This is a genomic window from Pseudomonas fungipugnans, assembly GCF_029955235.1.
Taxonomy (GTDB): domain Bacteria; phylum Pseudomonadota; class Gammaproteobacteria; order Pseudomonadales; family Pseudomonadaceae; genus Aquipseudomonas; species Aquipseudomonas fungipugnans.
The window spans coordinates 593,445-609,635 of the sequence record NZ_JARBWL010000001.1; the positions used below are offsets into that span (position 1 = coordinate 593,445).

The window sequence follows — 16,191 nt, forward strand, 5'->3', positions numbered from 1 at the left end:
CGATGAGGTTTGCTTGCTCGTCAAAGGCTGAACTCCTCGCTGCGTTCGAAGCTGTCCGGCAGGCCGAAAGCTTTCATGCCACCCACAGCCGCGATCGCGTTACGCACAAAGCGGTCGTCCACCAGATCGCGTGCGGTGTGCTGCGGATCGAGGCTGGCGAGAAAGCCCTTGTCGCCCTCGATCAGCGTGTCCTTGAGACGCCGGACCAGTTCTTCGGTGTAGCTGGGAAATGGGTACGGCTGGAAGTCGATGCGATGCTCGTCCCAGTGACTGTGCTGGATCGCGCCGCTGGCCAGGTATTGCTCGCGGTCGGTGGCGGCCGGCGCCAGCACCCGGTCCAGCACTGGCTGGGCGTGTGGCGTGTAGCGGTTATTGCCGTCCTTGGACAGTAGCTTGGCGGCTTCGGCGCGGTTGTCGCGGGTCCACAGCTGGGCCTTGACGATGGCGTTGACCACTTTCTGCGACCACTCGGGACGGTTGTTCAGGTCCTGTTCATGCATGAACACCACGCAGCAGGCGTGATTGCGCCAGATGTCCCCGGTAAAGCGCTGCACCCGGCCAACCTTGAGCTCTTCGGCCAGGGCATTGAAGGGCTCGGCGACGATGTAGCCGGCGATACGTTTGGTCGCCAGCGCCGGCGGCATGTCCGAGGGTGGCAACACCAGCAGATTGACCTCGTTCGGCGCCAACGCGCTGCTGGCCGACTTGCTCACCGGCACCAGTCCGTTGTCGCGGAACAGCTGCTGCACCACCACGTTATGAATCGAATACCAGAACGGAATCGCCACCGATTGCCCGCCCAGTTGCTTGATCTCGGTAATGCCCGGCGCCACGGTCAGGCCCGAGCCGCCGACATGATTCCAGGCCACGACCTTGGCCGGGACCTTGCTGCCATAGCGCGCCCAGACCGTCATCGGCGACAGCAGGTGAATCACGTTGACCTGGCCGGAAATGAACGCCTCGATCACCTGCGCCCAACTGCGCAACAGCACCGGGCGTTCGGCCTGAATGCCTTCGGCCTCGAACAGGCCATTGTTGTGCGCCACCAGCAACGGCGTGGCGTCGGTGATCGGCAGGTAGCCAATGCGCACCGGTGCGTCGGGTTCTGACGCGGCGCGCGCCTGCAAACTGTTGAGCAACGGCAAGGCGCCGGCAGCGGTCAGCAAGGCGCTGAGTTTGAGAAAATCACGACGTGTGTGAGTGAAGTCGTCCAGGCACATGGTCTATCTCCGACGATACGGGCAACAGTGGGTTAAGGGGATTGCGGCTCGCCCGCCGAAGGGTTTTGAGAATCTCGATGCGCAGCGCACCCAGCTCATCGACCAGCTCGGCGCGCGGCTGAGGCAGGTCGATGCGCCACTCACCGAGCGTGCGCGCCGGGCTGTTGCCCAGTAGCAGAATCCGCTCGGAAAGCAGCAGGGCTTCGTCGATGTCGTGGGTGATCAACACCGCGGCGGTGTTGTGCTCGGCGATGACCCGCAGCAGCAGTTGCTGCATGTCGGCGCGGGTCACTTCGTCCAGCGCGCCAAAGGGTTCGTCCAGCAGCAACACTTGCGGCTGGCGCGCCAGGCAACGGGCAATCGCCGTGCGCTGGGCCATGCCGCCGGACAACTGCGCCGGGCTGTATTGCCGGGCGTGTTGCAGGCCGACAGCGGTGATGGCGTGGTCAATACGCGCCTTGCGTTGTGCCGGGCTCAGGTCAGGTTGGCGGGCAAAGTCGAGGCCGAAGGCGACGTTTTTTTCCAGGCTCAGCCACGGCAGCAGGCTGGGGTCCTGAAACGCCACTGCCACCCGTGGGTGCGGGCCGGTCAACGGCTCGCCGAGCAGGCTGACGCTGCCGCGATGCGCCGTCTGCAAACCGGCCAGCACCCGCAACAGGCTGGACTTGCCGACGCCGCTGGGGCCGAGGATCGACACCACCTCCCCTGGCCGCAGTTGCAGGTCGAAATGCTCCAGCACCGTTTGCCAGCCCTGCTCTCGCGCATAACCAAGGCTGATGCCGCTGGCGTGCAACAGCGGTTCGCTCATGCCGTCGCTTCCCGTGCCTGACGTTGCAGTTCGGCGCGCAATTGCACCAGGCTTGGCGTGATGATCGGCACGAACGCCGATTCACGCCAGCGCCGGGCAAACCCGCTGCCATGTTCACTCAGATAGGCTTTGCCGCCGCTGGCCTGCAGCTCCAGCTGCACCGCGCTGGCAGCCGATTCAGCCAAGGCGATACGCAGGCGAAACAACGCCGCAGGGCGCGTCAGAAAACGCCCGTCGAGCAAGCCGGCCTTGAGCTCGCTGACGGTCTGCGCCAACTGCTGACGACAGTCCTGCAAGGGCTCCAGCAGGATCGAGCGATCATCCTGCAAATGCGCCTCAACTTCCTGCAACGCACGGCGTGCCAGACCAATGGCCATGCCGCATTGCAGCCCCAGAAACGCCGGGCGCACGGCAGGCAGAAAAGCCCGGGCGTCTTCGTGCAGCAACCAGTCCCGATCAACCTCGACCTGTTCCAGCGCAAGGGCCGCCGTGTTACTCGACTGCAAGCCCATCAGCTGTAGATCCGCCGAGCGTTGCAGCCCGGCCAGCGCACCCGGAATGGCCAGCACAAAGGGTGGGCCGCCGGCTTCATCGTCAATGGCCGCCGCCACTACAAAGCCGCTTTTGCGCAGGTTGGTCACCCAGTGCAGACGCCCGGTCAATGACCAGCCCGTGTCCGAGGTCCGGCCACGCACTTGCAGCGCTTCGATCCCCGAGAGAAATTTCATTGCGTTGGACAGGCCGGTCGCGCCGGCCAGTTCGCCGCTCAGCAATGCCGGCAGCAGACCGTCGCGCAGCACCGTGTTCGGGCTGTGCAGCAGGTACTCGATAAAGGCACGCTGGCCCCAGAACACAAAAGCGGCAGCCAATGAATGGCTGGCGACCTCGGCCAGCACTTCCACGGCGTCGGCCAGATTACCGCCGCTGCCGCCGAGTTCAGGGCTGATGCCGACGCGCAGTACATTGGCTTTCGCCAGCTGCGACAACACCAGCTGCGGGTCGCAATCTCCCAGGTCCAGCGCCTGGGCACGGGCTTCCAGCCATTGACTCAATGCCGGATCGAGCATGTCATTTTCTCCTTGAATGACGCATCGGCCAACCGCCGACGCGCGTGAATCATAAACCTGACTGCCAGCGATACCGAGCCAATTCAGGATTGAGCGGCGTTTGGGCGAAGACGTTGGCAAAGTTGCACAAGGTCGCCAGGCTCACGCCGAGAATCACTTCCAGCGCATTGCCTTCGCTGTAGCCCGCCGCCTTGAAGGCGTTGAACGTCTGTTCGCTGACCTTGCCGCGCGTGGCGATCACTTCGCGGGTGAAGGCAGCCAGGGTTTCGAGTTTTTCCTCGGGCAAGGTGCCTTGCTCACGCAGGGCACTGACCACTTCATCCGGCAATTTCGCCTTGTTCAGCGCCACCGCTGTGTGGCCGGCCACGCAGAAGTCACAGCCATGGGTGGTGGCGGCAATCAGCTGCACCACTTCGCGTTCGGCCAGGCTCAGTTCGGCTTTGCCATTGAGCGCCGATACCGTAACGTATGTTTCCAGCGCCGCCGGGGCGTTGGCCAGCACTGCCAGCAAATTCGGGATAAAGCCGGAGTTTTTCTGCGCGTTTTCCAGGAACGGTCTGGCGGCTTCAGGTGCGCTTTGCAGGGTGTGTAAAGTGACGCGGGACATGGAGTGGACTCCAGCAGTTAAGGTGTCCGGCCAGTCTGTTGGTTATAAGAATTCCGATCCATATTCTAAAGTAGCGATTACTTGCTCCTGAGTGTTTCCCTTAGATGATTTCGTCCAGCCCCTTGGTTGATTGGTTATTAGAAAGCCTGGAACTGCAGGCCAGCCTGTTTCATGTCGGGCGCTACTGCGGCGGCTGGCACGCCAGCACCCATGGACTGGCGCGGGCCAGTTTTCATTTGGTGGTGCAAGGCCATTGCTGGCTGCACATCGACGGCGAAAAGCAGGCGCAACGGCTGAATGCCGGCGATGCCGTGTTCCTGCTGCGCGACCTGGATTATCGGCTGTCCAGCGCGCAACAAGCTGACGCCGCTCAACGTTTGCCGCGCATGGCCATGACCGCGCTGGACCGTCAGGCACAGGATGGCGTCGGCCTGGTTTGCGGGTTTTTCCACTTCAAGTCCGGGTTGTCGTCACTGATCATCGAGGGTTTGCCGGACTGGATCATCCTGCGCGCGGGCGACCCGTCCCTCAGCGCCGCTCGGGCACTGTTCGAGCTGATCCTCGACGAATGCGAACGCCTGCCGCAGCCCTCTTCAGCCCTGCTCGAACGGCTCAGCCATTTGCTGTTTCTCTACGTGCTGCGCCAGCAAGTGGCCGACAACCAGAACCTCGGCGGCCTGGTGGCCCTGGCGCGACACCCGCAGTTCGCCCCGCTGCTGGATCAGTTGATCGAACAACCGCAACAGCCGTGGTCACTGGAAAGCATGGCGGCCTGCACCGGCCTGTCGCGCTCGGCGTTTTTCAAACGCTTCAACGAGCTGGCGGGACAATCGCCGGGCCAGGTGCTGCTGGCCTTGCGCATCCGCCATGCCTGCCAACTGCTCAAGAGCAACCACACCGTGGAGCAAGTCTGTGCGGCAGTGGGTTATCAATCGATCGCCGCGTTCACCCGCGCCTTTGCCAAGGCCGTGGGCGTGCAGCCGGGGGCTTATCGCAAGCAGCATGAAGGACGCTGAACACGGCGCGCAGAGCGTTCAGTTGGTATGCGCGAGCAGGCACTGCACCAGTGCGTCGAAGGTGACTTTGCAACGCTCGGTGCCACGCAGGTCTTCATGCATCGTGATCCAGGTGTCGAGCTGATAGGAGAGCTGCTCGGGCAAGACCCGCACCAATCCGGGCACCCGGCTTGCCAGTGCACACTGGAAAAAACCGAGACCGGCGCCCGCGCGGATCATCGCGAACTGCGCCAGGTCGCTGTCGGAGCGCAAGGCAAAACCGGCGCGGCCCCAACCCGGTACCCGTTTGCTCGCCTCACGCAAAAAAGGCGTTTCCGTATCAAAACCGATCAGCGTGTGCTGCGCCAGATCCGCTTGGGTTTGCGGCGTGCCGTGCTGACTCAGGTAATCGACATGGGCATAAAGCCCCAGCTCCACTTGCCCGACGCTGCGAGCGATCAGTTGCTCCTGTTTGGGCGCGGTCATGCGCACCGCAATGTCGGCCTCCCGTTGCAGCAGATCCAGCATCCGGTTGGTGGCCACCACTTCAATCGTCAGCTGCGGGTGCTGCTGTCGCAGTCTGGCCAAGGCCGGCGGCAGCACCTCGACGGCGATGACTTCGCTGGCGGACACCCGCACCGTGCCGTGTATCCCCAGGCCTTCGCCCCCGACCGCCCGTTCCAGGGCGGCGGCGTTGCTGTGCATGGCCTCGGCATAACCGCGCAGTGACAGCGCGGCCTCGGTGGGCAACAAGCCGGTCCGCGAACGAGTGAACAATGTTTGTTTGAAGGACGTTTCAAGCTCCGCCACGTGACGGCCCACCGTCGGTTGCGTGATGCCCAGTGCACGGGCGGCAGCCGACAGCGAGCCATGATTCAGCACCGCCAGAAAGCTTCGATACAGTTCCCAACCAATAGATTTAGTCATACATAAATGTATAGCTAATGCGGCCTATTCGGCAATTTCTTTCCTTCCCGAGCGACAACACAATGGCCGTGCGATCAATCATCGGGAGAACAGACATGGCCACAACAGACAACAAGGTACTGGTACTGGGCGCAACGGGCGGCTTCGGTGGCGAAACCGCGCGCCAGTTGCGTGACCACGGCTGGCAAGTCCAGGCCCTGCAGCGCGGGCTCAAGAACGCCATGGAAGTGCGTGAAGGCATTGTCTATTTTCGCGGTGACGCACTGAATCGCGATGACGTGATGCAAGCCGCAAAGGGCTGCAGCGTCATCGTCCATGCGGTGAATCCGCCGGGCTATCGCCGCTGGAGTGAGTGGGTACTGCCCATGATCGACAACACCATTGCGGCCGCACTGGCTGAAAACGCCACCATCGTGTTGCCGGGGACGGTCTACAACTACGGTCCGGATGCCTTTCCCCTGTTGCGTGAGGACGCTGCGCAACATCCGCAGACACGCAAAGGCCGGATCCGTGTCGAACTCGAACAACGACTGCGCGACGCGAGCACACGGGGCGCACAGGCCATTGTCTTGCGGGCCGGCGACTTTTTCGGCCAGCAGACCAGTAACACCTGGTTTGCGCAGGGACTGATCAAGCCCGGCCAAGCCATAAAAACCATCAACCTGCCAGGCGTTCCAGGCGTAGGCCATCAGTGGTCCTATCTGCCGGATGCCGCCCAGACCATCGTGCAACTGCTCGACCGTCGTGCGTCTTTGCCGCCCTTTTCCAGCTTTCACATGGCTGGGCATTGGGACGCCGATGGCACACAAATGGCCGCGGCCATCGCGCGCTGCGTCGAGCAAGACGGCGGCCAGGCGAAACAACGGCCTTTCGCCTGGTGGCTGGTACGACTGGCTTCACCCTTTGTACCGACCCTGCGTGAAATGCTGGAGATGCGCTACTTGTGGCAGCAACCGCTGCGCATGGATAACAGCGGGCTGCTGGCGGTATTGGGCACCGAACCGCATACGCCGCTGGAGCAAGCGGTCAAGGCCACGCTCGAAGGACTGGGGTGCCTGTCGCGGCGTTCGATGACCCTGCAACCAATAAGAACCAAAAAGAATTAACAAATAGAAAACAGGTATTTATCGTTATAAAAATATCGGCGTAGTCTCAGGTCATTCCCGCCAATGATCACAGTGAAGTGCCCCATGAATCCGACTGACAACCTCATCGACTTCGCCAGCTACCGCAAACGCAAACAGGCTCAGCAACGGGCGCGGGCCCTGTGGGAAATGTATGCCCTCAACGCCGGCTTGCAGGCTTATCAATGGGTGCAGGCGGCCAAAGCGGCCGAGACCCGGCACGCGTGAGTACGCAGCAGCCCACGCGCTTTCTGTCGAGCGCCGACGAACCTGTGCTGGATTTGAACAACCTCGAACACCTGGAACAAGACCCTATCTGCGAGCGGGTCGCACAGAACCTGCAACGCTTGCGCAGCAAACGTCACCTGTCGCTCGACGCGCTGGCCCGCCAGTGCGGTGTCAGCCGGGCGATGCTGGCGCAGATCGAGTCCGGGCGCAGCGTGCCGTCAATCAAGGTGCTGTGCAAGATTGCCAAGGGTTTGAAGGTGTCGGTGGCCGCGTTTCTTGAGCATCGCGCGTTTGAAGGTGTCGCGGTGCTGTCGGCCAGCCAGAGCAAACGCCTGGTCAGTGCCAGCGGCGCCTTTGTCAGTCGCGCGCTGTTTCCGTTCGACGTGGCGCGCCAATCGGAATTTTATGAATTGCGTCTGAGCCCTTTGGGCGAAGACCATTCTGAAGGGCATGGCCCCGGTGTGCAGGAGAATCTGGTGGTGTCGCAGGGCGTGCTGGAGATCAGCGTCAATGACGAACGCTACCTGCTTTCTACCGGCGACTCGATCCTGTTCTACGCCGACCAGCCGCACCGCTATCGCAATCCGGCTGACAGCGAGGCCGTGGCTTATCTGGTAGTCACCTACCCCGAACGCCTGGACTGAACACCGCTCCCACAGGGGATTTCCTTTTCAGAGGGATTTTTTGTGTTTGCCGGGAATGCAAAAAGCCCCCGAGGCCAGTGGCCTGCGGGGGCTTTTTATGGCTGTCGTGAAGGGATCAGCAGGTGCAGCACATCAGCGGCATGCCGTTGCAGCTCATCATCATCGGCATGCTGCAATCGTTCATCATTTTCATCATCAGGGCGCAGCAGTTTTTCATCATGTCCATGTTCATGCCGGCCATCGGCATGATTTTGCACATCATGCCGTCAGCCATCATGGTGCACTCCATCACGCACTTCATCGAAGGCATCGGCATGCCCATCATCGGCATTGGCATCATCATGTTCATCATCGGCATGGCCATGCTCGCCTGGGACATGCACATCATGCTCATGTTGGCGCAGTGCATCATCATCGGCATGCCGCAGTTCATCATCATCTGCATCATTTCAGCGCTGTTCTTGAACATGGCCATGTCCATGCCAGCGGCCGGCATCATCTTGCACATCATGCCGTCGTCCATCATTTCGCAAGTCATGGTCGCCATCATCATCGGCATGCCCATCATCGGCATCATTGGCATGTTGGCGTTCATCGGCATTTGCATCTGCATGGCGTTCATCATGGTGTTGTTCCCTGAAGGATTGACGAGTTGGAGAAAACTGATGGAGCGAATTCTAAGGACTGGCGTACAGGCGACAAGAGGCCGGTCGAGCAGCAAGAATCGCTGTTGCAACCACCTTAGTGCAGCCCCGAGGATCACGCCTGCTGCTATAACGCCGAATATCGCGCCATGGCATTCATATCGAGAGCCATGACATGGATTTGCCGGTCATGGATATGCGAACGATCTCTATATAAATAACCGAAAGAAATAATCGTTCTAACCGTTATCGCTTTATTTAAAAAACATGCTTATTCCACAACTTTGCACTTGCATGACTTTTTAATCTTTTATCGCTATTAAGCGGCCACCTTATAATGCGTGAGTTGTTCAATTCGCCAAATAAGGACATTCCATGCCTAGACGCCTGTTACTGGCCACACTGTTCCTAGCGGTCGCCGGTTGTGCCAGCCCTCCTCCTGCTTCCATTCATACAAAAGACCCTGCCAGTTCAACCCTGCAAGGCGACGCCACGCGTCCGGCGCAGGCGCAATGGTTGCGCACCGAACTGTATTTCTCGGTAGGGCCACTGGAAGGCAAGGAAGGCGTGATCAGCCCGACGCGCTGGCGAACGTTTCTCGATCAGGAAGTCACGCCGCGTTTTCCGGATGGCTTCAGCGTCCTCGACGCCTACGGTCAATGGCGTGATCACGGCGCCAAAGAGCCGGAGCGGCTGGGCACCAAAGTCATCGTGATTCTTCACGAAAACACGCCCCAGCGTGGCAAGGACATTGAAGCGATTCGCCTGGCCTGGAAGCGCATTACCGGCGATCTGTCGGTATTGCGCCTGTCACAACCGGCCGAGGTTTCTTTCTAGGCTATCGATGCGGTTAACCGCCACCCGTTGCGGGTGGCAGCTTGACTCAGAAGCCGTAGGTGGCGCGGGCGTAGTAGTAAGCACCGTTGGTGCCGATGGGCGATAGCACGTCATACGGCAGATTACCGCCGTAGTTGATCTGCGAGTTGGAGCGCTCAGGGTAGTTGTCGGTCAGGTTGTTGCCGCCCAGGGCAATGTCGAATCTGGGCGTGAATTTGTATTGCACCTCGGCATCCAGTTGCCACACCGCCCCGTAGGTCTGCTCCGGCTGGGAATCGCCGAAATCAAACACCCGCGTGGTTTCGCCTTGACGCGTCAGCCGCCCGAGCAAGCCCCAATGCTGACTGTCCCATTTCGCGGAAAACACGAAGCGATCCTTGGGCGCGGCGTCGGTCAGGGTATTGCGCTCTTCCACACCTACCAATGCATCGTTGCCAATCCCCAGTGCGCTCAGTTGCGACGGCGTGCCTTTGGTTTTGGTGACTTTGGTGTGGTTATAGGTGTAGGCCGTGGTCAACCCCAACTGCCCTTCGAGGAACGGCTGGTGATAGTTGAGCACCAGCTCGGCGCCGTGGGTGCTGGTGTCGGCGGCGTTGGTGAAGAAGTTCACGTCGTGTACGCCAGCGACGCCGAAGTTGTCGTTGATGTACTGCTCCAGCGCATCGCTGCCGATACGTTGCGACAAGGTGATGCGGTCCTTGACGTCGATGCGGAACACGTCCAGCGAGGCATCGAAGCGTTCGGTCAATTGCGCGGTCAGGCCGAGGCTGAAGTTCTTCGAGGTTTCCGGGTCGAGTTTCTGCGCGCCAAGGGCACGGGCAATCGGGTCGTTGACCGAGAGCACGCGAATATCGGTGAGCGCGCCGCCGTCGCCGAAGTTGCTGGTGGTGTTCTGGAAGCCAGTCTGTGCCAGGGATGGCGCACGAAAGTTGTTGGACACCGCGCCGCGCAGCGCCCACTGATCGGTCAGGCGATAGCGACCGCTGAGCTTGCCGGTGAGTTTGCTGCCGGCGTCGTCGTAGTGCTCCCAGCGCGTGGCGCCGTCGACAAACAAACGATCTGTCAGGTCGCCGGACAACTCGGCGTAAGTGCCGAACACATTGCGGTCCAGATTCACCTCCTCGCTGGGGCGCAGACCGTTGGCGCCGTCGGCCCCGGAGCCGATGTACGAGGCCTGGTCGCCGGCGTAGGTCAGGTAGTTTTCATAGCGATATTCACCGCCCAGGGCCAGCACGAACGAGCGCTCGGCCAGGCGCAAGTCGCGGGTGAAATCGAGGTTGGCGGTGGTCTGGCGCAGCTCGTAGTCGCCAGTGTCGAAGCGAGTCGGTGAATCGTCACCCAGGCTGACATTGAGGGTGCGCCGGGTCGCCGAATCGAAGCGGTTACGCCCGTGCGTGAGGCTGCTGTCGAAGTCCCAGTGGTCGCCGATCAGGCCCTTGAAACCGGCCGTTGCCGACACGTCCAGGTTGTCACCCAGCGATTGCGGCAAGTAGCCGTTGGGATAGAACTGCGGCTGCTCATAGGGATAACGATAAAACTCGGCGCCGGTGGTGTGCCGTTGGTTGAACAGGCCAAAGGAATAGGCCTTGCCACCGGCCAGCGGCAATTCGGAGTTGAACCAGGCGTTGACGTCCCGCGCCACCCCGTCGCCCATCACATAATTGCGCTGACCCGGCGTATCGGCGAAGCCATCGAAACCGGCGCGGTTGGTCGGGTTGCGATCGTTGTATTCGGTGCCGCCCCGAATGAAACCGCCCTCCTCGCCAAGGCGGGTGCCGATCTTGGCGCTGGTCATGCTGTTCTGGCCATCGGTGAGCGTCTTGCCGATGGCGTCTTCATGCGTGTGGTAGGCGCCGTAAGTCGTCGACACTTCGCCACCCTCCGGGGCGTCGTCGAGAATGATGTTGATCACCCCCGCGATGGCGTCCGAGCCGTATTGCGCACCCGCGCCGTCACGCAGCACTTCAATGCGTTTGATCGCGCTGATGGGAATCGAGTTGAAGTCCACCGGCGCCGTGCCCCGGCCGATCTTCGACGAGTCGTTGACCAGCGCCGAGGTGTGCTGGCGCTTGCCGTTGATCAGCACCAGCACCTGATCCGGGCTCATGCCCCGCAACTGTGCGGCTCGCACATGGTCGGCGCCACCGGAGTTGGACTGGCGTGGAAAACTGAACGACGGCAACAGCGTCTGCAAGGCCTGGCCCAGCTCGCCGCCGCTGGCGCCGGCAGACTTGAGGTCTTCGGCGGTCAGTACATCCACCGGCACGGGCGAATCCAGCACCGTACGGGCAGTGCCCCGGGTGCCGGTGACCAGCACGGTGCCCAGCCGTGTGTCATCCGCCGATATTTCTTCAGCTCGCGCAGGAAGTTGCGTGATCGCTGTCACCACAGCAACGGCAAGTAGTGAACGTGAACGGTAAACCATCAAACAGCTCCTTTTTTTATCGCAGTTCATCGCCAGCTCCTGCCGACTCTTGAAAGTCGGCAATTCGTTTACGGCGACGTCTGCTGTAGTTTTAATCAATCAGGAAGGCAGCCGGGACTGCTGATGCAAGTGCTGTAGCAGCACCGACACCCAAGCACTAAGAAGTTGATACAAACCCCAGAGCGCCGATGCTAAGCGAGGTGTCTGAAGCGGTAAAAGAACCAATAATACTTAGGTTATATCGGGGAATTGAGGTGTTGCGTGGGCAACAGTAGTGTTTGCACGGCAACAACTAGCGCCAACTAACAATGGACTTTATTACGGGCACGACAATGCACTACCAACGAAGACAGGCGATATTTTAACTCATTGTTTCAACCAACCAAATGTCGCGACTTACTTGAAAGCCACGCCCACCTTAAATATCAAAGCATGCACAATCCCTGTGGGAGCGAGCTTGCTCGCGATTGCGGTTGTACATTCAACAATTAAGTTGCCTGACAGTCCGCTTTCGCGAGCAAGCTCGCTCCCACAAGGGATTTACGCCATGCCCAGGTTAGTCCGCCACAGGAATCCAGTCCGCCCGCGCCACATTGGCGGTGTCGCCAAAACCTTGAATATCAAGCCAAGCACAATCCCTGTGGGAGCGAGCTTGCTCGCGATTGCGGTTGTACATTCAACAATTAAGTTGCCTGACAGTCCGCTTTCGCGAGCAAGCTCGCTACCACAAGGGATTTGCGCCATGCCCAGGTTAGTCCGCCACAGGAATCCAGTCCGCCCGCGCCACATTGGCGGTATCGCCAAAACCTTGAATATCAAGCCAAGCACATTACCTGTGGGAGCGAGCCTGCTCGCGATTGCGGTTGTACATTCAACAATTAAGTTGCCTGACAGTCCGCTATCGCGAGCAAGCTCGCTCCCACAGGGGATTTGCGCCATGCCCAGGTTAGTCCGCCACAGGAATCCAGTCCGCCCGCGCCACATTGGCGGTGTCGCCAAAGGCCGGCAATTTCTGCCCAAGGTCACGAACGTTTTTCACATCCAGGTCCAGCAATTGCTGGCGGGTGATCAAGGTCGGCGGTACCAGCACCTGATGCCCAGGGTTCTCGCCGGCAATCAACATCGCCAGGCTGCGCACGCTGATGGCCCCGGCCACTTGCGGATTGACCGCCGCCGTCGCCGCCCAGGCACTGCCCGGCTCTTTCATGATCTGGATATCGGCTGTGGAAATGTCGGCGCTGTAGATTTTCACCTTTTGCCCCATGCCCGCCTCATCCACGGCGATCTTCGCGCCTTTGGCGAACTCGTCGAACGGCGCGAAAATCACGCTGATGCCCGGATTGGCGCGCAACACGGCGCTGGCCTGGTCGGCCACCGAATTGGCAATCGGCGGGTTGAGCGTGCCGAAGCGGGCTTTCTCGATGATGCCGGGATTCGCGGCCTTGACCTGACTCCAGATCTCGTCGCGGCGCTCCATCGGCGTGAAGCCACTGATATACACATAACCGGCGTCGAACCGCGTGCCGTTGTCCTTGACTGCCTGATCCAGCGCCAGGCGTGCCAGGGCATGGTGATCCTGCTCGACCTGCGTCACCTGCGGGCTGTTGAAGTCGACATCGAACGCGACCACTTTGATGCCCTTGGCGATGGCCCGGTCAATCGGCGCCTTGAGCGTCTCGGCCAGCCCCAGTTGGACGATGATGCCGTCCACGCCGAGGTCAATCGCCTGATCGATCATCTCGGCCTGGCTGGCGGCCTGTTGCCGGGCATCGAATACGCGCAAGGTCGCGCCCAGCGCTTCGGTCTGTTTTTCCACGCCACGCAGATAAGCCTCGGTGAAATCGCCGGAGAACAGATACCCCACCAGCGCAATTTGCACCTGCCCCTTGTCGAAGGGTGCGGGCGCGCCGGGCAACGCCTTGGCCTGGGCGTTCAGGGTCAGTGCCGAGAGCAAGGCGCCGGCGAGGCAGTGTCGAGCAAAGCGCTTGATTGAACCGTGCATAAGTCTTCCTTGGAGAACGTTGAAGCGGCTCAACGCGCCCGATGCGCGAGGCCGAACGTGAACATCAGGGCCAGTACCAGCACCAGTCCCTTGACGAAATCCTGAGCGTAATAAGGCGCGTTGAGCATGGTCAGGCCATTGAGCAACGTGGCCACCAGCAACGCCCCAACCAGTGTGCCGAAGGCGTTGGGCTTCTTCGCCCCGAGCACCGCAAAGCCGATCAACGCCGCACCCAGCGCATCCAGTACCAGGCCATTGCCGGAGCTGACATCACCACGCCCCAGGCGCGCCGCCAGCAGCAATCCGCCCAGCGACGCCAACAGTGCCGAGAGCACGTAGGCCAGCAGTTTGAAACGCTGCACCGGCGCCCCGGCCAGGCGCGCGGCCTGCTCGTTGCCGCCGATGGCATAGAACAGACGACCGATGCGCGTGCGCTCCAGAAACAGCCACACCACCACGGCCACAACGGCAGTGATCAGCACCGGAATCGGCACCGTGTCCCACAAGCGTCCGCGACCGAGAGCCAGAAACAGCGCGCTGAAGGTGCCTTCGGCTTCATCGCCATTGGGCAGGGTCATGCCCACCGCAATCGAACGCCCGCCTGTGGGGATCAGTTGCACGCCGATCACCAGAAACATGCTGCCCAGCGTTGCGAGGATGTCCGGCACGCGCATCTTGACGATCAGCCAGCCGTTGAGCAGGCCCACCAGCGCCCCGCCCGCCAGGCTGATCAACACCGCTGGCACGGCGCCCCAGCCAAGGACGACCATCACGTAACTGGCAATCATCAGACTCATCGCCGCCACCGCGCCGATGGACAGATCGAGGCCGCCGACCGCCATGGTCAGGGTTACGCCCAGTGCCAGCAGCGCCACAATCGACACCGACTGCAAGATGCTGAACAGGTTGCCAACCCGTAAAAATGCCGGTTCGGCGAAACTGAAAAACAGCACAATCGCCGCCAGCAACCAGAGCAGTCCATAACGGATCAGCGCTTGCAGCAGACGCTCGGCGGACGCGGGAACGGTTGATAGCAACGAACTTGAATCAGGCACTCGCTCTACTCCTTGGCGTGGCATGAATAACTGAACCATGGGGCACGTCTGTACCGGCCAGCGCGGCCACCAGCGTTGCGCGGCTCAGGCCGGCACGCGGGAATTGGGCGACGATAGCGTGATCGCGCACCAGGACAATCCGGTCGGCAATTTCCAGCGCTTCATCGACGTCGGCGCAGATCACCAACGTCGCGCGGCCGCCGGCGCTGTCGCGCAGCAATTGGCCGATTTCCCGGCGGGCACGGACGTCAACGCCCTGAAACGGCTCATCGAGAATCAACACCCGCCCGTCCCCCAGCAACCAGCGACCGAGTACCACCTTCTGCTGATTGCCACCGGACAGCGCGCTCATCGGTACGTCGATGCCGGCGGTCTTGATGCCCAGCGCCGCAACCTGCGCCTCGACCGCCGCCGCTTCGGCGCGGTTACGGATGAAACCGCCTCGGCTGAAGCGTTCGAGGAACGGCAAGGTCAGCGTGCGACGCAGGGAAAAATCAGGAATCAGTGACTGGCTGGCGCGATCTTCGGCGGCATAGAACACGCCACTGCGGATCGCCTGACGCGGCGAGTCCGGCTGCCAGTCGACGCCATCCAGTTGCAGGCTGCCCGCCAGCGGTTCGCGCAGACCGAACAGCACCTCGGCGATCTCGGTTTTACCCGCCCCCAGCAGCCCGGTCAGGACCACCACTTCGCCTTCGTGCAGCGTCAGGTCAAAGGCCGGCGTGTGTGGTGCGACTTTCGCCTCACGCAAGGCCAACACTTCGCGCCCGGCGCGGCGCGGTTGGTACACATGCGCGTCCAGCGTCTGGCCCAGCATGGCCTCCACGGCTTGCGGCAACTGAGCCGCGCTGAACTCGCCGGCCAACTGGCCATCGCGCAGCACAATCGCGCGGTCGGCCACCCGTTGCAGGTCGGACAAACGATGGGAGATGTAAACAATCGCCACCCCACGACTGCGCAAGGTGTCAATCAAGCCGAACAGGCGCTGCGCCTCGGTATCCGACAAGGCGGCCGTCGGCTCGTCGAGGATCAGCAAGCGTGGTTGCAGGGCGAATGCCCGCGCCAGCACCACCAACTGGCGTTCGGCCTGGCCCAGGCGTTCGATCGGTTGCTCCAACGGCAACTCCAGGCCTAGACCGGCGGCAATGCTTGCCGCCCGCTCGAACAGGCGCTTGCGGTTGAGCCAGAAGTCCGCGCCGGGTTGGCACAGTTCATCGAGCAGCAGGTTCTCCGCCACGCTCAAGCCCGGCGCAATGCCCTCGTTGACCTGCTGGTGGACCGCGACGATACCGACCCGCCGCGCCGACAGTGGCGAGCTGAAATGCCGGGGCTGGCCATCGATCCACAGCTCACCGCCATCGGGCGCCTGACTGCCGGCGAGAATCTTCACCAGCGTCGATTTGCCCGCCCCGTTGGCGCCCAGCAGCGCCACCACTTCGGCCGGGTAAATGTCCAGGCTGACCCGGTCCAGCGCCCGGCTGGCGCCAAAGGTCTTGCTCAGCTCACGCACACGAATCAGCGGCTCGGGTGCCACGGCGACAGGCGCACTCATAAGGGATTCCGGAACACGATGGCCGGTGAAAAACCCAGCACATACAAAGGATTGAA

15 protein-coding genes are annotated in these 16,191 nt (G+C 61.4%); 5 read left to right on the plus strand and 10 right to left on the minus strand.

Annotated elements, in window-relative coordinates; translation table 11 throughout:
* Window positions 1-20: 20 nt before the first annotated feature.
* The 4 genes from POF45_RS02750 to POF45_RS02765 are packed head-to-tail and all read right to left on the minus strand — an operon-like array spanning window position 21 to window position 3,702.
* Window positions 21-1,220, minus strand: coding sequence for an ABC transporter substrate-binding protein (locus POF45_RS02750; protein WP_282314982.1), 1,200 nt, complete (start codon window positions 1,218-1,220; stop codon window positions 21-23).
* Complete coding sequence (locus tag POF45_RS02755) at window positions 1,186-2,028, minus strand: ABC transporter ATP-binding protein (protein ID WP_259502835.1); 843 nt, start codon at window positions 2,026-2,028, stop codon at window positions 1,186-1,188. Before POF45_RS02755 ends, POF45_RS02750 begins: the two co-directional genes overlap by 35 nt.
* The gene (locus tag POF45_RS02760) at window positions 2,025-3,095 is read right to left on the minus strand and encodes an acyl-CoA dehydrogenase family protein (RefSeq protein ID WP_259502834.1); all 1,071 of its coding nucleotides are present in this window, start codon (window positions 3,093-3,095) and stop codon (window positions 2,025-2,027) included. The genes POF45_RS02755 and POF45_RS02760 overlap by 4 nt, the downstream gene beginning before the upstream one ends.
* Before the next feature lie 49 nt (window positions 3,096-3,144).
* The gene (locus POF45_RS02765) at window positions 3,145-3,702 is read right to left on the minus strand and encodes a carboxymuconolactone decarboxylase family protein (RefSeq protein ID WP_259502833.1); all 558 of its coding nucleotides are present in this window, start codon (window positions 3,700-3,702) and stop codon (window positions 3,145-3,147) included.
* A gap of 104 nt (window positions 3,703-3,806) precedes the next feature.
* Between POF45_RS02765 and POF45_RS02770 the strand changes: the two genes are divergently transcribed.
* Window positions 3,807-4,718 (plus strand): AraC family transcriptional regulator, encoded by a 912-nt coding sequence (locus tag POF45_RS02770; RefSeq protein ID WP_259502831.1) that lies wholly within the window; start codon window positions 3,807-3,809, stop codon window positions 4,716-4,718.
* Window positions 4,719-4,736: 18 nt separating this feature from the next.
* Here the strand turns inward: POF45_RS02770 and POF45_RS02775 are convergent, their stop codons facing one another.
* The gene (locus POF45_RS02775; protein ID WP_259502830.1) at window positions 4,737-5,624 is read right to left on the minus strand and encodes a LysR family transcriptional regulator; all 888 of its coding nucleotides are present in this window, start codon (window positions 5,622-5,624) and stop codon (window positions 4,737-4,739) included.
* A gap of 95 nt (window positions 5,625-5,719) precedes the next feature.
* Here POF45_RS02775 and POF45_RS02780 point away from each other — a divergent pair, with 95 nt between their 5' ends.
* The 3 genes from POF45_RS02780 to POF45_RS02790 all read left to right on the plus strand — a co-directional run bounded on the left by POF45_RS02780 (window position 5,720) and on the right by POF45_RS02790 (window position 7,620).
* Complete coding sequence (locus tag POF45_RS02780) at window positions 5,720-6,730, plus strand: NAD-dependent epimerase/dehydratase family protein (RefSeq protein WP_259502829.1); 1,011 nt, start codon at window positions 5,720-5,722, stop codon at window positions 6,728-6,730.
* Window positions 6,731-6,814: 84 nt separating this feature from the next.
* A complete protein-coding gene (locus tag POF45_RS02785; RefSeq protein ID WP_259502828.1) occupies window positions 6,815-6,976 on the plus strand; it encodes a hypothetical protein in 162 nt (53 codons plus the stop codon).
* Entirely contained in the window at window positions 6,934-7,620 is a 687-nt protein-coding gene (locus tag POF45_RS02790) for a helix-turn-helix domain-containing protein (protein WP_431978584.1), read from the plus strand. Before POF45_RS02785 ends, POF45_RS02790 begins: the two co-directional genes overlap by 43 nt.
* A gap of 115 nt (window positions 7,621-7,735) precedes the next feature.
* On the opposite strand, the gene POF45_RS02795 is transcribed toward POF45_RS02790, so the two are convergent.
* Entirely contained in the window at window positions 7,736-8,245 is a 510-nt protein-coding gene (locus POF45_RS02795; RefSeq protein ID WP_259502826.1) for a hypothetical protein, read from the minus strand.
* Between the two features lie 394 nt (window positions 8,246-8,639).
* Between POF45_RS02795 and POF45_RS02800 the strand changes: the two genes are divergently transcribed.
* On the plus strand, window positions 8,640-9,101 hold the full coding sequence (locus POF45_RS02800; RefSeq protein ID WP_282314984.1) for a DUF3574 domain-containing protein: 462 nt from the start codon (window positions 8,640-8,642) through the stop codon (window positions 9,099-9,101).
* Window positions 9,102-9,147: 46 nt separating this feature from the next.
* Here the strand turns inward: POF45_RS02800 and POF45_RS02805 are convergent, their stop codons facing one another.
* The 4 genes from POF45_RS02805 to POF45_RS02820 all read right to left on the minus strand — a co-directional run bounded on the left by POF45_RS02805 (window position 9,148) and on the right by POF45_RS02820 (window position 16,135).
* Window positions 9,148-11,526, minus strand: coding sequence for a TonB-dependent receptor plug domain-containing protein (locus POF45_RS02805; protein WP_282314985.1), 2,379 nt, complete (start codon window positions 11,524-11,526; stop codon window positions 9,148-9,150).
* A 946-nt stretch (window positions 11,527-12,472) separates the two neighbouring features.
* A complete protein-coding gene (locus POF45_RS02810; RefSeq protein ID WP_259502823.1) occupies window positions 12,473-13,528 on the minus strand; it encodes a substrate-binding domain-containing protein in 1,056 nt (351 codons plus the stop codon).
* 29 nt (window positions 13,529-13,557) lie between these two features.
* Window positions 13,558-14,583 carry an ABC transporter permease gene (locus POF45_RS02815; RefSeq protein ID WP_282314986.1) on the minus strand — a complete coding sequence of 342 codons (1,026 nt, stop codon included), beginning with the start codon at window positions 14,581-14,583 and terminating at the stop codon, window positions 13,558-13,560.
* Window positions 14,576-16,135, minus strand: a complete 1,560-nt coding sequence (locus POF45_RS02820; RefSeq protein ID WP_282314987.1) for a sugar ABC transporter ATP-binding protein — start codon at window positions 16,133-16,135, stop codon at window positions 14,576-14,578. Before POF45_RS02820 ends, POF45_RS02815 begins: the two co-directional genes overlap by 8 nt.
* Between the last annotated feature and the right edge of the window lie 56 nt (window positions 16,136-16,191).

Excerpts from the sequence above, each read along its gene's own strand:
- POF45_RS02750 (WP_282314982.1), bottom strand. The coding sequence starts at position 1,220 with ATGTGCCTGGACGACTTCACTCACACACGTCGTGATTTTCTCAAACTC.
- POF45_RS02755 (WP_259502835.1), bottom strand. The coding sequence starts at position 2,028 with ATGAGCGAACCGCTGTTGCACGCCAGCGGCATCAGCCTTGGTTATGCG.
- POF45_RS02760 (WP_259502834.1), bottom strand. The coding sequence starts at position 3,095 with ATGCTCGATCCGGCATTGAGTCAATGGCTGGAAGCCCGTGCCCAGGCG.
- POF45_RS02765 (WP_259502833.1), bottom strand. The coding sequence starts at position 3,702 with ATGTCCCGCGTCACTTTACACACCCTGCAAAGCGCACCTGAAGCCGCC.
- POF45_RS02770 (WP_259502831.1), top strand. The coding sequence starts at position 3,807 with ATGATTTCGTCCAGCCCCTTGGTTGATTGGTTATTAGAAAGCCTGGAA.
- POF45_RS02775 (WP_259502830.1), bottom strand. The coding sequence starts at position 5,624 with ATGACTAAATCTATTGGTTGGGAACTGTATCGAAGCTTTCTGGCGGTG.
- POF45_RS02780 (WP_259502829.1), top strand. The coding sequence starts at position 5,720 with ATGGCCACAACAGACAACAAGGTACTGGTACTGGGCGCAACGGGCGGC.
- POF45_RS02785 (WP_259502828.1), top strand. The coding sequence starts at position 6,815 with ATGAATCCGACTGACAACCTCATCGACTTCGCCAGCTACCGCAAACGC.
- POF45_RS02790 (WP_431978584.1), top strand. The coding sequence starts at position 6,934 with ATGGGTGCAGGCGGCCAAAGCGGCCGAGACCCGGCACGCGTGAGTACG.
- POF45_RS02795 (WP_259502826.1), bottom strand. The coding sequence starts at position 8,245 with ATGATGAACGCCATGCAGATGCAAATGCCGATGAACGCCAACATGCCA.
- POF45_RS02800 (WP_282314984.1), top strand. The coding sequence starts at position 8,640 with ATGCCTAGACGCCTGTTACTGGCCACACTGTTCCTAGCGGTCGCCGGT.
- POF45_RS02805 (WP_282314985.1), bottom strand. The coding sequence starts at position 11,526 with ATGGTTTACCGTTCACGTTCACTACTTGCCGTTGCTGTGGTGACAGCG.
- POF45_RS02810 (WP_259502823.1), bottom strand. The coding sequence starts at position 13,528 with ATGCACGGTTCAATCAAGCGCTTTGCTCGACACTGCCTCGCCGGCGCC.
- POF45_RS02820 (WP_282314987.1), bottom strand. The coding sequence starts at position 16,135 with ATGAGTGCGCCTGTCGCCGTGGCACCCGAGCCGCTGATTCGTGTGCGT.